Source organism: Streptomyces sp. VTCC 41912, assembly GCF_045799175.1.
GTDB lineage: Bacteria > Actinomycetota > Actinomycetes > Streptomycetales > Streptomycetaceae > Streptomyces > Streptomyces albulus_C.
The window spans coordinates 125,194-138,814 of sequence record NZ_JBJMAB010000004.1; the positions used below are offsets into that span (position 1 = coordinate 125,194).

The following is a 13,621-nucleotide window of genomic DNA, read 5'->3' on the forward strand; positions in this document are numbered from 1 at the left end:
GGCGCGGCCCCTCCGCGGCTGCTCGGATCAGGCGTCAGCGCGCGGCGTCGACCGGGAGGGGGTCGTGGTGGCGGCTGATGTTCTGCTCCAGCAGCGCCAGGCACTCGGCGACGCCCACGGCGTCGGGGGTGTGCTCCGGCAGCCGGCCGTCGGCCCGCTTCAGGTCGTCCAGCGCCCGGTCGATGGCCGTCTGGGCGGCGAACAGGCAGGGCGTGCTGTAGATGGCGACGTCGACGCCGAGTTGGTGCAGCTCGCCCAGCGACAGCCGGGGTGACTTGCCACCGGCGATCTGGTTGAACAGCAGCGGCTTGTCGTCGATGACGCGGCGCACCTTGTGGATCCAGTCGACGCTGCGCACGCCGTCCACCAGGATCACGTCGGCGTCGGTCGCGGCGAGCGCCTTGGCGCGGCGCAGGATCTCCTCCTCCTCGGTGGCGTCGGTGCGGGCGACGACGACGAGGTCCCGGCGTGCCTGGAGGACCAGGTCGAGTTTGGCGAGGTACTCCTCCAACGGCAGGACCTGCTTGCCGTCGACGTGGCCGCAGCGCCGGGGCCGTTGCTGGTCCTCCAGGATGATGCCCGAGGCGCCGCCGGCCTCCAACTGCTGGACGACGTGGCAGGCGGTCTCGGGGTCGACGTAGCCGTCGTCGATGTCGACGAGCAGGTGCTGTTGGGGGAAGGCCAGGCGGAGCCGCTGTACGAAGCCGACGATGTCGGGCCAGGCGATGAACCCGATGTCCGGCAGGCCGTAGTGGGACGCGGCGAATCCGAAGCCGGAGACGAACATCCCGTCGTAGTGACGCGCCGCCAGGGACGCGGAGAACATGTCGAAGACGCCGATCAGCGGGGTGGTGCCGTCCGCTTCTATCGCGGCTCTTAATCGATCGGGGTGGTTCACGGTACCCTCCGATGCGTGGTCGCGTGGACTGCGCGTCGTGGTCGACCCGTTGCCCGCCAGAGCTGGTGGTCGGCACGACGCTTCACGGGCCAAACAAACCGGGGGCACGCTGAGTGGCGTGCCCCCGGTTTTTGCCTGCGTACTGGCTCGTGCGGGGTGCGGTTGTCGCCCTCCGTGACAGCAGGTTAGGAAAAGGAATGGTCATGTGACAACCATGAATTGGTAATGACAGCTGGTGGGCGTCGTTTTTGAGCCGTACCACCGCGGTGCACGGGGTGGTTGCAGCAGGTGCGGCGACAGGGGCAAAGCCGCTCCGAACACCGGGTACGGCCGCTTGGTCCAGACAATCCCGGGAGGCGGCGCGGCGCAGCCACCACCGGTGAACTGGCTTGATGGGATGGATGGCACGGCCCGGGCGGCGCCACCGGGGGACGGCACCCGCCCAGCGGCCGGCGCGACCAGCGCGGACCCTTCAGCCCCCACCCACGACGCCCGGCTCCACCCCTCGGCAGGTCAATTCCGTTTGCCCGCCCGCCGACCCGGAACCGAGGTCGTGGCGGACGTACCACTCCGTCGCCAACAGCCGTTCCCGCTCCGCCGGTGCCATGCGGGCGAGCCGGCCCGGCAGGGCGCCCCGTTCCACTTCGCTGCGGTGCGCCAGCACGGCACCGAACTTCTGCGCCAACCAGGGACGGACGTCGACGGCCGCGTCGATCCGGTCGTCCGGCACGCTGTACATGGCGCGGTCGTCCCGCATCAACCGTCCGCCCAACTCCCGTGCGGCGGAGTCCGGATGCGTGGCCAGGTACAGGGCGCACGGCCGCCAGGGGGCACCCGCCTCCGGATAGAGGCCGGCCCACCCGGACGCCTGGACCGCGAGCACGGTCAGCCGGTGGGTCTGCCGGTGGTCCGGATGGCCGGTCAGCCCGCCGTAGGCGTCGTGCGTGACGACCACGTGCGGACGCACCTCCCGCAGATGCCCGACCAGCCGCCCCACCGCCTCGTCGAGGGGCGCGTCACAGAGCCGGACGCCGCCGGGAGCCGACTCCGGCACGCGCGCATCGGCGTAACCGAGCATCCGCGGCGCACCGGCCCCCAGGATCCCGAGGGCCGCCGCCAACTCCGCTCCGCGGTGCGTCCGTCGGGCCCAGGTCGCCGTGACGACGGCGGTCCGCGCGCCCGCGGCGGCATGCCGGGCCAGCACCCCGCCCGCCGACAACGACTCGTCATCAGGGTGTGCGAACACCGCCAGGAGACTGGGCAGGGACATCGTCGGATCGCCCTTCCACTGCGGGAACTGCCGATGGTGGACCAGCGAAGGCTACCCAGTCACGTCTCCCAGAGCGCGGTGGAGAAGCACATCAACGCGATCTTCGACAAGCCGCAACTCGCGGGTAGCACCGGTTACAGCCGGCGCGTCCTCGCGATCCTCCGCTACCTGGATTCGTGACGGCGGTCCCGACCGCCGTACGGGGGAACGCGCCCTGCGCCCGCTTGGCTCCTTCGCCTTCACTTCGCTGGTACAGAATGATTACCAGCCGTAACTTACCGGTCGGTCACCACGTTGGCCCTTGCGATCCCGGGCCCCGGCGCGCGGCTCACGGATCAGTTCGGAGTCGCCTTCCCCCGCAAGGAGCACCGTATGAAGCTGTCTTGGCCGAGACTGCTCACCGCCCTCCCGGCGGCCACCCTGGCCGTGGGCCTGACCGTCTCGCCCGTCGCCGCCCACCCGGCGACCACCGCGCCCGTCACCGAAGCCGTCGGCTCGCCCCCGCGCCTGCCGGCCGCCGCGCTGCCCCGGGGACCTCTGGGACCGCCGCTCCTCAAGCCGTCCGCCGTGCACGTTCCGCACCACGCGCCGTGGGCGTTCCCCGCCAGCAGGGGGTGGAACAACTTCGCCTGCCGGCCGTCCGCCCACCACCCCCGCCCGGTCGTCCTCGTCCACGGCACCTTCGGCAACGCCATCGACAACTGGCTGGGCCTGGCCCCCTACTTGGTGGCCCGCGGCTACTGCGTCTTCTCCCTGACCTACGGCGAACTGCTGGGCCTCCCGCTCGTCGGCGGGCTCGGTCCGATCGACCACTCGGCCAGGCAACTCGCCCACTTCGTCGACCGGGTGCTGGACGCGACGGGGGCGCTCAAGGTCGACCTGGTCGGACACTCCCAGGGCGGCATGATGCCGCGGGTGTACCTGAAGTTCCACGGCGGCCGCCACAGGGTGCACACCCTGGTGGGGTTGGCTCCCGACAACCACGGCACCGACCTGCACGGCCTGGCCAAGCTGGTGGACATCGCCCCCGTCAAGCAGACCCTGCACGCGCTCACTCCGGGGCTGATCGAGCAGAAGACCGGATCCGCCCTGCTGCGCCGGCTCAACGCCGGCGGCGACACCCTCCGGGGCATCCGCTACACCGTGATCGCCACCAAGTACGACGAGGTCGTCACGCCGCTCGGTTCGGAGTTCCTGCACGGCCCGCACGTCCACAACATCCTGATCCAGCGGCTGTGCCCGGCCGACCTCTCCATGCACGCGAGCCTCGGACTCCTCGACCGGATCGCCTTCCACGCCACGGCCAACGCGCTCGACCCGGCCCACGCCACCCCCACCACCTGCGCCTCCGTCCTGAGCTGACGGACGTCCCGGCCCGGAGCCGGAGCCCGAGCCCGGACGGAGGCGGCTGCGCGTGGCCGCTCGCCGCGCCGGCGCCAGGAGGCTCCGCTGGCCGGCCCGGTAGCGTGTGGGGCGTGGCTGGTGAGACTGATCTGCAGAAGCTGTTGGGCGGGATGCGTCCGCAGTTGAACCCCGGGCGGTACGTGTTCGCGACGGTCGAGGGCGGAGTGCCGCCGGGCCTCGCCCCGGTCGTCACGGTCGCCGAACCGGAGGGACTGACCCTGGTCCTGCGGCAGGAGGACGCCGATGCGGCCGGGTTGGCGTACGCGTACGTGGCGGGTTGGATCACGTTGCGCGTCCACTCGGCCCTGGAGGCGGTCGGGCTGACCGCCGCGGTGGCCATGGAACTCGCCGACGCCGGCCTGAGCTGCAACGTCGTCGCCGGCTTCCACCACGACCACCTCTTCGTGCCCTACGAGAGCGCCGGTCGGGCGGTCGCGGTGTTGGAAGACCTGGCGGGACGTTCGGCGGGGTAGCCGTCAGGGCGCGGTGGTCCGGGAGTCGGTGGGGGCGGCTACGGGGTTGCGGAGGGTGCCCAGGCCGTCGATGTCGATGGTGACGGTGTCTCCGGGCGCCAGGGCGGCACTGCCCTCGGGGGTGCCGGTCAGGAGGACGTCGCCGGGGAGCAACGTCATCAGCCGGCTCACCTCCGACACCAACACGGCCGTGCTGCGCGTGAGGTGGGCGGTGCTGCCCTTCTGGCGCACCTCGCCGTTGACGCGGGTGGTGATGAGGGCCGCCGCGGGGTCGAGGTCGGTGCTGATCCAAGGACCGAGGGGGCAGAACGTGTCCATGCCCTTGGCCTTCGTCCACTGGCCCCCGTCGGTCCCGATGTCCCAGGCGGTGACGTCGTTGGCGCAGGTGTAGCCGAGGACGTGGTGTGCGGCGCGCTCGGGCGGCACCGAGCGGCAGGTCCGGCCGATGACGACCGCGAGCTCTCCCTCGTACCGCACGTCCTGGGAGAGGTCGGTGAGCACGATGGGCTCGTCCGGACCGACGACGGATGTCGGCGGCTTGAGGTGGATCACCAGTCTGTCGGCGGTGTCGGACCGGCCGCCGTAGTTGCGGCCGATGACCACGACCTTGCCCGGGACGACCGGCGCCAGCAGCTTGGCGGTCGCCAGGGGAACGGTGTCGCCCGTGGCGGCCGGTGCGGGAGGGTCCGTCAGGTCGGCCAGGGCCGCGACGCCGTCCGGTCCTGCGGGGAGCGTCAGGAGTCGGACGGTGTCCCGGACGTGGTCGACCAGTCCGTACCGGGGCCCGTCGGGCGTCATGAGGCGTGCGAGGTCCATGGAGGGGGCTCCTGTTCGGTGTGTGGTGCTCTACGGGCCGGTGTGCTGCGGCGCCACGGGTGCCGGGTGGGGCGGTCAGTCGGTCAGCTGGGTGGTCAGGGCGGCGGCCGGGCGCAGACCGTGGCCGGGGCCGGGGGGTGGCGGGGCGGCGTGGTGCTCCCGGTCGACGGCGTAGGGCGGGTCGGTGAGCGGGGTGGGGAACCACTCGTCCTGGCGGCCGGATTCGACCGCCACGACGTCGGTGAGGCGGGCCGCCAGGGTGCGGCCGACGGACCACAGCGGGCCGATCTCGCCCACCTGGACGCCGAGTTGGACGCGCAGGCCCCGTGCGTGGGCGCGCACGGCCGTCCGCAGCGTGGGCAACAGGCCCCCGCACTTGGAGATCCGGAGGTTCACCAGCGAGGCGGCGCCGGTGGCGGCCGCCCACTCCACGTCCGCGGAGTCCATCGCCGATTCGTCGAGCATGACCGGCGTGCCGCCCTGTTGGATGCGGCGCAGGGTGGGCCAGTCCCGTGGCGCGGTGGGTTCCTCCAGCCAGTCGAGGGCGGCGCGTTCGCGCAGCAGCCGGGCGCCCCGCTCGGCGACGTCCGGCGCCCACCCGCCGTTGGCGTCCACGGACAGCCGCACCGACGGGCCCAACAGACCGCGCACCTGGAGCGCGCGTGCGGCGGTCTCCTCGGGGTCGGGCAGCGCCTTGAGCTTCACGTGGGTGAGGCGGGCCCGGGCGGCGGACGGCAGGGCCGACAGCTGTTCGGTGGGCGTGCGGCTGAGGTCCACCACCTCGCTCACCGCCCGGGGGACGTTCTCGCTGGTCAGCACGTCCGCCGCCCAGGGGCAGGCGTCCAGGACCGCGGCCGTCGGCAGGCCGTGGCGCCGGCACAGGGCGTCGAGGAGCGCGGTCTCCAACGCCGCCGCGGCGGCCGGCAGCGGCCGCAGTCCGCCCAACAGGCGGGGCAGGTCGACCGAGGCGAGGGCCGCCACCGCGCGGGGGAAGTCCGCCGCCCCGTCGAGCAGGGCGACGAGCGCGGACGGGTCGAGGGCGCGCAGGGCCTGTACGGTGCCGGCCACCGTCTCACCGGTCACGTACGGGCGGGGCGCGCCCTCGCCCCAGCCCGTCACGCCGTCCCACCGCAGGGTGACCAGGACGGAGCCGGTTCGGGCGTGGGCGTGCCGGGCGTGTGCGAAGGGCCGGTGCAGGGGGACCTGCGCGGTCCGCACGTCGAGGATGTCGAGGGCGTGCTTCACCGCCGGCCTCCCGGGCCGACGGCGCCCGGTGCGGCCTGCCGAACGGGCTGCGCGGGCAACGGGGTTGCGGCTGCGGCGCCGCCCGCACCCGCCGCGACGTCCGCGAGCCAGTCCCAGAACTGGTCCCGTACGGGGGAGAACTCCAGGTAGTGCCGGTCGGCGTCGAAATGGGCGTCGACGGCGTGCGGGCACATCCGGGCGAGCGTCGCGCGGGCGGCGACCAGGTTGATGACGGGGTCCCGTTCGGGCCGCGCGAAGTGCACCGGGACCGGGGAACGGCCGGTGTTCCATGGGGCGCCTTCGGTGTAGAGGAGCTCCAGTTCCGCCATCACGGCACGGAAACCGTCCGTGACTTGGCGGAGCATCGCGTGGTCGTTCGCCATGAAGCTGAGGTAGCGCTGCTCCCCGGTGTAGTCCTCGTCCTTGAGGGTCACGGGGGAGGTGCGGAGGCCGTGGAGGGCACGCATCCGGTGCACCCCGTCGCGGCCGTGCCGGGCCTGCTGCTGGCCGAGCGCCGGGGCGCACAGGACCACGCCGTCGGGGGCGAGGCGGCCGGTGGTGAGCAGGGCGGCCAGCAGGCTGCCGCCGAAGCTCTGGCCGACCGCGGTGATCGGCGGTCCGCCGGGGTGGGCGGCCCGGACGGCCGCGAAGGCCGCCGCGTAGTCGTCCAGTGCGGTGGCGGCGGAATCCAGGTGGCCGCGCGGTCCGCCGCTGGCTCCGGAGCCGCGGCGGTCCGGTGCGTAGACGGCGATCCGGCGGCGGGCCAGTTCCGGGCCGGTTTCGAAGAGCCAACCGGCGTGGCTCTGCAGGCCGTGCACGTAGAACACGGCCGCTTCGGGGTTCTCGGGGACCCACTGGTGCAGGGCGAGGGGGATGCCGTCGGCAGCGGTGACCGTCTCGACGCGGTGCACCCCTGCCGGGCGTTCTTCGGTCATCACGTGGCAGTCATCTTTCCGGGGGAGGGGCGGTGGGGGGGCTGGTCCGGGGCGTGGCGGGGCGTCAGCCGTACAGCGGGAGGCCGAGATCGTCGATCACGGTCAGCAGGGTGTCGTCGTTCTGGATCCAGTGGTGCTTGATCTGCATCGCGGCCGCGCCCTTGCGGCGCTGGGCCTCGGCGATGGCGAGGAAGCTCTTCGGGGCCAGTGGGAGCAGCCGCAGCGGGCGCAGCCGGTCGCTGCGGCGCTTCTCGGCGTACTCCGGGTTGCAGTCCTGGAGCGCCGCCTCGACGGCGGTGGTGAAGCCCGCGCGTTCGGCCGCGTCCGACTGCGGGTCCCACTCCACGGCCAGGACGTAGCCGGGCGGGGTGCCCCAGGACGGGATGCAGGTGAACATCGGCAGGGTGCCCCGGGCGCCGCGGTGGGCGGTGCGCACGGCCTCGTAGACGTGGGCCTCGGTGAGCTTCTCGCCGGTGAAGGAGCTGCCGAAGCCGGCCCGGCCCGCGAACTCCAGGCGCGGCAGGGCGCCGACCCGGCCCAGTACGGTGTAGACGTCTCCCACGTCGTAGCGGTAGAGGCCGTTGGCCTGGCTCATGACGAGCCGGTAGGACCGGCCGGTCTCCAGCTCCTGCGGGTCCAGGGTCGCGGCGGCCGGGTCGAGCGGCCCGCCGTCGTCGTCCTCCTGGCACGGTACGAACTCGAAGACGCCCTGGTCGGCGGCGAGCGGCCCGGCCGAGGGGTGGTCGTCGACGGGGATGGTGACGATGCCCTCGGTGCCGGTCGTGCTGAACGGCAGTTTGCGGATGCCGGGCGTGACGTCGTCCAGCCAGTCGCGGTAGAGGCCGGCGGAGGCGGAGTTCCAGCAGACCAGGACGGACAGTCGGGGCCACAGGTCGGTCAGTCGCAGCCCGGCGGGGCGGTGGGCGAGCGTGCGCGCCAGCCGCCGGGCGAGGTCGGGGTCGGCGACGGTGCCGCCGGCCGGGCGCCCGGAGACCGTTCCGCGGCCCACTTCGTCGACCAGTTCCGGTCCGCGCAGGGCGAGTTGTTCGGCGAGGCCGACGATCTTCGAGGGGTTGAGGGTGACGACCAGTCGGACGTCGGCTCCGGCGAGCAGGCGCAGCTTCCGGTAGAGGCTGTCCGCGTACTCCTCCTCGTCGTCCCCGCGCAGCCAGGGCGCGTCGTACCAGGGCGGGACCCAGTCCTCGGGGCCGACCGCGGCGGGTCGGCGGGAGATGCTGTAGACGGGGAAGCCGTGCAGGCTGCGGGAGGCGGGCGTCCGCTCCCAGGAGAGGTCGAGGATGTGCTCGGCGGTGAGGTAGTCGGCGCCGATCTGCTCGCAGTACAGGCCCCATTGGGCGTACAGGCCCCGGCCCCGGTACCGCTCCCGCCAGTGCCGGGTGGTGGGGATGTACTTGGGCAGTCCGCTGGAGCCGGAGGTCTTGAGGAACGCGTACGGCGCGCTGCGGGTGAGGACCTGGGCCTCGCCCGCCAACTGCCGATCCACGTAAGGGCGCAGCTCCTCGTACGTCCGGATCGGGACGGCGCGCTTCCACTGGGCGAGGGTGGCGACGGAGCCCAGGCCGTGGGCGCGTCCGAAGGAGGTGCTGCGGGCCTGGTCGAGGAGGTCCTGGAGCACCAGGGCGCTCGTCGGGCCGGGGTCGTGGCAGAGTTCCCGCTGCCGGGCCAGGGCGCGCAGGGTGCGCTCGGCGAAGGTCTCTCTCTGGGCGTGCTGCGGAGACGTGGCCGCAGCGATGGGCTGGATCATCCGGTTACCCCCTGTTCGTCCGGTGCGGCAGGCCGGTCGGCAGCCGGCCGCGGCACAGTGACGGGCGTGCGGTTGAGGTGTGGTGCGGTGGCTGCCGCGCGGGTCCCGACGGCTCCGGGGACCCGCGCGGCGCCGGGACGTCAGACGAGGCGCCGGACCGGGCCGGTGCCGGCGTCGCCCGAGGTGGCGAAGGCGAGGGCGGCGGCGAGGAAGCGCCCCACCGCGTCGTCGGTCATCCACGCCATGTGCGGCGTGACCAGGGCGTTCGGGTGGCTGCGCAGCGGGTCCCCGGGAGGCAGCGGTTCGACGTCGAAGACGTCGAGCGCCACTCCGCCCAGCAGGCCGGCGGTCAGGCGTCGGCGCAGCTCGGCCATGTCGAGCAGCGCGGCGCGGGCGGTGTTGACCAGCAGGGCCCGGGGGCCGAGCAGGGCGAGCCGGCGAGCGTCGATGATCTCCTGGGTCTGCGGGGTGGCCCGCAGGTGCAGGCTCACCGCGTCCGCGCTGCCGAGCAGGGTGTCCAGGGGCAGCGGGGCGACTCCGGCGGCGCGGGCGGTGTCCTCGTCCAGGGACGGCGACCAGGCCGCGACCCGCATGCCGATGCCCTGTGCCAGGCGCGCCACCCGGGAGCCGACGCGGCCCCAGCCGACGATCCCCAGCAGGCGTCCGGTGAGTTCGCGTCCGGCGGACGGTTGCCAACCGGTCGCGTCGCCGACGGCCGTGGGCACCCGGTGGGCCAGCATCAGCAGCAGCGTCAGGGTGAACTCGGCCACGGTGTCGGCGGCCAGGCCGGGGACGTCGTAGACGGCGATGCCGGCGGACCGGGCGGCGTCGAGGTCGACCACCGGGGCGGCCGGGCCGGCCACGACGACCTGTTGCGGTCGTTCGCCGCGCAGGACGTCGGCGTCCAGCGGCCGGCCGTTGAAGAAGTGCAGCACGGTTCGAGCGCCGCGAATGCGCTCGGCGAGCTGGGACGAAGTGGTGCACGGGCCGTCGTGGAGCTCGACCGCGTCGCCGCCGGGGCAGCGGCGGACGAGCTCGGCCAGGTGCGGATACCCGTCGCACTCGGGCATGACGAGGCGTCCCACGTTGTTGTTCCTCCCCCGTTGACTGGTGCGGTCCGACCGGTCAGCGCGTGGCCAGGCGGACGCGGCAGGTCCACCACCACGTCGTGTGGTCGGTCATCCGCCGTTCGGTGACCTCGCGCAGCCGGGTCAGGCCGAGCGCGTCCTCGCTGACGCCTTCCTCCAGCAGGGCGATGACCCCGCCCTGGCTCGCCGCGAAGTCGACGAAGCGGGCGGCGCCGCCGGTCTCCTTCATGTGCAGGCAGACCTCGTTGACGTGCCGGAAGAGCCCGCTGTCCCGCAGTCGTTGCAGGTGCTCGCTCTTCGGCGCGAAGGTGGGGCGCAGACCGCGTTCGGCCTCCAGGGCGTGGTGCACGGTCTCGAAGTCGCGGTAGGCGGCGTCCACTTCGGGGTCCACGGCCGGCGGCCAGTCGAAGTCGAACGCGGCCAGCACGGCGCCCGGCCGCATGATGCGGGCGATCTCCGGGAAGGCGCGGGCGGCGTCGAACCAGTGCAGGGCGTGGCTCACGGTCACGATGTCCGCGCAGCCGTCGGGCAGCCCGGTTTCCTCACCCGTGCCGTCGACGACGCGGATGCCGCGCTGGGCCGCGATGGCCCGCATCTCGGCGGAGGGCTCCACCCCGGTCGCTTCGGGCCAGATGGTGGAGGAGAGGCCGGTGCCGCAGCCGATGTCGACCACGTCCGGGTCGGTGGTCCCGGACCACTGGCGCAGCAGGTTCGCGAGTTCCTCGGGCGGATGGGGGCGGACGCGATCATAGAATTCCGCAAACTTACTGAAGCGTTCCGCAGAGTCAGGAATTACATTCGCCATGGCGTTGAAGGTAACACAGGTCTCGGACGTGTGTTGGAGTGATGAACGGCATAGTTAAAAACTTGTCAAATCGGAGCCTCGTCTTCGGTGATCCGAAAAGGTGCGGCGGGGTTCGGATAAAGCTCAACTATCCAGCGGGATCACCATAGTCCCAGCTCAGAGCGTTTCTGAGGAGGGTGGACAGGGGTCGGCGAGGTCGCAAAAACCTCCCCTCGGGTATCTTTCAATAACCTTGAAAAATTCCAGCGCGGAGCGTGCTGTAACACCCCAATCCAGTTAAGTGAATTGTCGGGGAAAATCTCCCGGACGGGCAATTGAAGGGACGCGGCATTCCGGGCGACGGCTAGTCCGACAGGCTCAGCAGCGCCGCATGGTCCGGGGTGTCCGGAGGCGCCTGGTAGACGACCAGCCGCTGGCCGTCGCTGCGCGCCACGTCGAAGGCTTCGTAGGTCAGCGTCATCCGGCCCGCCGTCGGATGCCGGTACACCTTGCGGCCGTTGGTGCGCGCCCGGACGTCGTAGCGCCGCCAGAGGGCGGCGAACTCGGCGCTCTGCTCGGTGAGTTCGTCGACGATCTCCCAGAGGTCCGGCGCGCCCGGGTGCACCACCACCGCGGCGCGCAGATGGGCCACCACGCCGTGCGCCACGTCGTCCCAGTTGGCGTACAGCTCCCGGGCGCCCGGGTGCACGAAGGCGTAGCGCGCGGTGTTGCGCTCCTGCTCGGGCCAGTCCTCGATGCCGGGGAAGAGCCGCAGCGCGGCCTGGTTGGCGGCCAGCACGTCACTGGACCGGCTGAGCACGCACGCCGGGTAGGGGTGCGCGATGTCCACCATGCGCCGGACCTCGTCCCGCACGGTGCGCACGGCCCGACCGCGCCGCGCGCCGTCGCCCGACACGAGTGCCCGACCGCGCCCCAACTCCGCCAGGTAGCGGTGCTCGTCGTCGGTCAGCTTCAGTACCCGGGCGATCGCCTCCAGGACCGCGGGGCTCGGCCGTTGCTGCTTGCCCTGCTCCAGGCGCCGGTAGTACTCGATGCTGACGCCGGCCAGGATCGCGACTTCCTCCCGCCGCAGCCCGGCGGTGCGCCGACGGCCCGCCGATGGGGGGAGGCCGGCCTCGTGCGGTGCGACGCGACTGCGCCGACTCCGCAGGAACTCCCCCAACTCCGTGCGATTCCCCGTTAGTACGTCTCCCACCCATGCAGTATGCATCGAACGGGTCGGGTAAGGGGGGCCCTGGCAGGGCCCCTTTACCGGGGCCTGGCCGCCGCGGGCTTCGCCAGGCAGGCTGAACGCACCGCGCCGGTCCGTCGCCGCGGTCTCGAACGTGACGGGGCACCAAGGCCCACGACGAGAGGACGGTGGGCCCTCCGGTGTCCACTCAGGTTGAACTCACCCGCCCGCGACGCAATCTCATCCTGGCGGTCTGTTGCACGAGCGTGTTCCTCGGCAACCTCAACAACACGGTGCTCAACGTGGCACTGCCCGCCATGCAGCGCGATCTGCGCAGTCCGCTGTCCGGATTGCAGTGGACCACCGACGCCTACCTGATCGTGCTGGCGGCGCTGCTGATGCTCGCCGGCTCCGCCGGGGACCGACTCGGCCGCCGCCGCGTCTTCCAGGCCGGCCTGGCCCTGTTCACCCTCGGCTCGCTCCTCTGCGGCCTGGCGCCCGACCTGCCCTGGCTCATCGCCTTCCGCATCGTCCAGGCGGTCGGCGCCTCGATGCTGAACCCGGTGGCCATGTCGATCATCACCAACACCTTCTCGGCGCCCCGCGAACGGGCCCGGGCGATCGGTGTCTGGGGAGCGGTCATGGGCGTGGCGATGGCGGTCGGCCCGATGGTGGGCGGGGCGCTCGTCCAGGGCATCGGCTGGCGGTCGATCTTCTGGCTCAACCTGCCGATCGGACTGGCCGCCCTGGTCTGCGCCGCGCGGTTCGTCCCCGAATCCCGCGCGCCCCGGCCCCGCCGACTGGACCCCGTCGGGCAGTTCCTGGTCATCGTGCTGATGGGGTGCCTGGCGTACGCCATCATCGAGGGCCCCAGTACCGGTTGGACGGCCCCGCGGACCCTGGGCTGCGCGGTGGCCGCCTTCGTCGCGCTGCTGGCCCTGCTCCGCTACGAGAGCCGGCGCCACGAACCCCTCGTCGACCTGCGGGTGTTCCGCAGCGCCGGATTCAGCGGTGCCAGCGCCATGGCGGTGTGCTCGTTCTTCGTGCTGGGCGGCTTCCTCTTCCTCAACACGCTCTACCTCCAGAACGTGCGCAACCTGTCCGCCCTGGTCGCCGGCCTCTTCCTGCTGCCCATGGCGGTCATGAACATCCTCACCTCACCGCTCTCGGGGCGACTGACCGCCAACCGCGGCCCCCGGCTCCCGCTGCTGCTGGCCGGTGTGGCCACCACCGCGGGCGGCGCGCTGCTCGCCGCCGGTGACGCCCTCACATCCGACGTCTGGCTCTTCACCGCGTACGTCCTGATCGGCATCGGCGTGGGACTGGCCAACACGCCCGTCACCAACGCCGCCATGGCCGGCATGCCCCAGGAACAGGCCGGCGTGGCCGCGGCGATCGTCTCCACCAGCCGCCAGTTCGGCCAGGCACTGGGCGTCGCCGTGCTCGGCGCGGTGCTCACCACCGGCCTGCACTCCGGTACGGGCTTCGCCCGAGCGGTGCGTCCGGCCTACTGGATCGTGACCGCCTGCGGCGCGGCCATCATCCTCCTCACCCTGGCCACCACGCGCCGCCCCGCCCGGCCGGTGGGCATCGCCGCGCCCGCGCGGCAACAGCCGCAGGCACCCGGGGTACCGGAACCGCGCGCCTGAGGAAGGGTTCCGCGGGCCGCATAGCCGCTCGTGGCCGGGGTGGGACCGTCCCGCACCGGCCAACGCATGACGTCGATGCCGAAGCGGCCGCCGAACCGCTGC

The 13,621-nt window shown here is 72.7% G+C and carries 13 protein-coding genes; 4 read left to right on the top strand and 9 right to left on the bottom strand.

Annotated elements, in window-relative coordinates:
* Positions 1–34: 34 nt before the first annotated feature.
* Positions 35–898, bottom strand: coding sequence for an oxaloacetate decarboxylase (locus ACJ6WD_RS07865; protein ID WP_016575195.1), 864 nt, complete (start codon positions 896–898; stop codon positions 35–37).
* Between the two features lie 472 nt (positions 899–1,370).
* The gene (locus ACJ6WD_RS07870) at positions 1,371–2,168 is read right to left on the bottom strand and encodes a PIG-L deacetylase family protein (RefSeq protein WP_233655705.1); all 798 of its coding nucleotides are present in this window, start codon (positions 2,166–2,168) and stop codon (positions 1,371–1,373) included.
* 33 nt (positions 2,169–2,201) lie between these two features.
* On the opposite strand from ACJ6WD_RS07870, the gene ACJ6WD_RS07875 reads away from it, so the two are divergent.
* The 3 genes from ACJ6WD_RS07875 to ACJ6WD_RS07885 all read left to right on the top strand — a co-directional run bounded on the left by ACJ6WD_RS07875 (position 2,202) and on the right by ACJ6WD_RS07885 (position 4,045).
* Positions 2,202–2,348: a hypothetical protein gene (locus tag ACJ6WD_RS07875; RefSeq protein ID WP_407615371.1), complete on the top strand. Its 147-nt coding sequence runs from the start codon at positions 2,202–2,204 to the stop codon at positions 2,346–2,348.
* Positions 2,349–2,540: 192 nt separating this feature from the next.
* Positions 2,541–3,530: a triacylglycerol lipase gene (locus ACJ6WD_RS07880; RefSeq protein ID WP_233655704.1), complete on the top strand. Its 990-nt coding sequence runs from the start codon at positions 2,541–2,543 to the stop codon at positions 3,528–3,530.
* Positions 3,531–3,643: 113 nt separating this feature from the next.
* Positions 3,644–4,045 carry an ACT domain-containing protein gene (locus tag ACJ6WD_RS07885; RefSeq protein WP_233655703.1) on the top strand — a complete coding sequence of 134 codons (402 nt, stop codon included), beginning with the start codon at positions 3,644–3,646 and terminating at the stop codon, positions 4,043–4,045.
* A 3-nt stretch (positions 4,046–4,048) separates the two neighbouring features.
* Here the strand turns inward: ACJ6WD_RS07885 and ACJ6WD_RS07890 are convergent, their stop codons facing one another.
* The 7 genes from ACJ6WD_RS07890 to ACJ6WD_RS07920 all read right to left on the bottom strand — a co-directional run bounded on the left by ACJ6WD_RS07890 (position 4,049) and on the right by ACJ6WD_RS07920 (position 11,894).
* A complete protein-coding gene (locus ACJ6WD_RS07890) occupies positions 4,049–4,861 on the bottom strand; it encodes a fumarylacetoacetate hydrolase family protein (RefSeq protein ID WP_233655702.1) in 813 nt (270 codons plus the stop codon).
* Between the two features lie 75 nt (positions 4,862–4,936).
* A complete protein-coding gene (locus tag ACJ6WD_RS07895) occupies positions 4,937–6,106 on the bottom strand; it encodes an enolase C-terminal domain-like protein (protein WP_407615372.1) in 1,170 nt (389 codons plus the stop codon).
* Entirely contained in the window at positions 6,103–7,041 is a 939-nt protein-coding gene (locus ACJ6WD_RS07900) for an alpha/beta hydrolase (protein ID WP_407615373.1), read from the bottom strand. The genes ACJ6WD_RS07895 and ACJ6WD_RS07900 overlap by 4 nt, the downstream gene beginning before the upstream one ends.
* Positions 7,042–7,105: 64 nt before the next feature.
* Complete coding sequence (locus ACJ6WD_RS07905) at positions 7,106–8,806, bottom strand: GH3 auxin-responsive promoter family protein (protein ID WP_233655699.1); 1,701 nt, start codon at positions 8,804–8,806, stop codon at positions 7,106–7,108.
* 140 nt (positions 8,807–8,946) lie between these two features.
* The gene (locus ACJ6WD_RS07910; RefSeq protein ID WP_407615374.1) at positions 8,947–9,891 is read right to left on the bottom strand and encodes an NAD(P)-dependent oxidoreductase; all 945 of its coding nucleotides are present in this window, start codon (positions 9,889–9,891) and stop codon (positions 8,947–8,949) included.
* Positions 9,892–9,931: 40 nt separating this feature from the next.
* The gene (locus ACJ6WD_RS07915) at positions 9,932–10,699 is read right to left on the bottom strand and encodes a class I SAM-dependent methyltransferase (RefSeq protein WP_331246911.1); all 768 of its coding nucleotides are present in this window, start codon (positions 10,697–10,699) and stop codon (positions 9,932–9,934) included.
* Positions 10,700–11,042: 343 nt separating this feature from the next.
* Positions 11,043–11,894 carry a helix-turn-helix transcriptional regulator gene (locus tag ACJ6WD_RS07920; RefSeq protein ID WP_233655696.1) on the bottom strand — a complete coding sequence of 284 codons (852 nt, stop codon included), beginning with the start codon at positions 11,892–11,894 and terminating at the stop codon, positions 11,043–11,045.
* 176 nt (positions 11,895–12,070) lie between these two features.
* On the opposite strand from ACJ6WD_RS07920, the gene ACJ6WD_RS07925 reads away from it, so the two are divergent.
* On the top strand, positions 12,071–13,519 hold the full coding sequence (locus ACJ6WD_RS07925; protein ID WP_407615375.1) for an MFS transporter: 1,449 nt from the start codon (positions 12,071–12,073) through the stop codon (positions 13,517–13,519).
* Positions 13,520–13,621 lie beyond the last annotated feature (102 nt).

Coding starts and splice junctions, on each gene's coding strand:
- ACJ6WD_RS07870 (WP_233655705.1), bottom strand. CDS start 2,168: ATGTCCCTGCCCAGTCTCCTGGCGGTGTTCGCACACCCTGATGACGAG.
- ACJ6WD_RS07875 (WP_407615371.1), top strand. CDS start 2,202: ATGGTGGACCAGCGAAGGCTACCCAGTCACGTCTCCCAGAGCGCGGTG.
- ACJ6WD_RS07890 (WP_233655702.1), bottom strand. CDS start 4,861: ATGGACCTCGCACGCCTCATGACGCCCGACGGGCCCCGGTACGGACTG.
- ACJ6WD_RS07905 (WP_233655699.1), bottom strand. CDS start 8,806: ATGATCCAGCCCATCGCTGCGGCCACGTCTCCGCAGCACGCCCAGAGA.
- ACJ6WD_RS07915 (WP_331246911.1), bottom strand. CDS start 10,699: ATGGCGAATGTAATTCCTGACTCTGCGGAACGCTTCAGTAAGTTTGCG.
- ACJ6WD_RS07880 (WP_233655704.1), top strand. CDS start 2,541: ATGAAGCTGTCTTGGCCGAGACTGCTCACCGCCCTCCCGGCGGCCACC.
- ACJ6WD_RS07900 (WP_407615373.1), bottom strand. CDS start 7,041: ATGACCGAAGAACGCCCGGCAGGGGTGCACCGCGTCGAGACGGTCACC.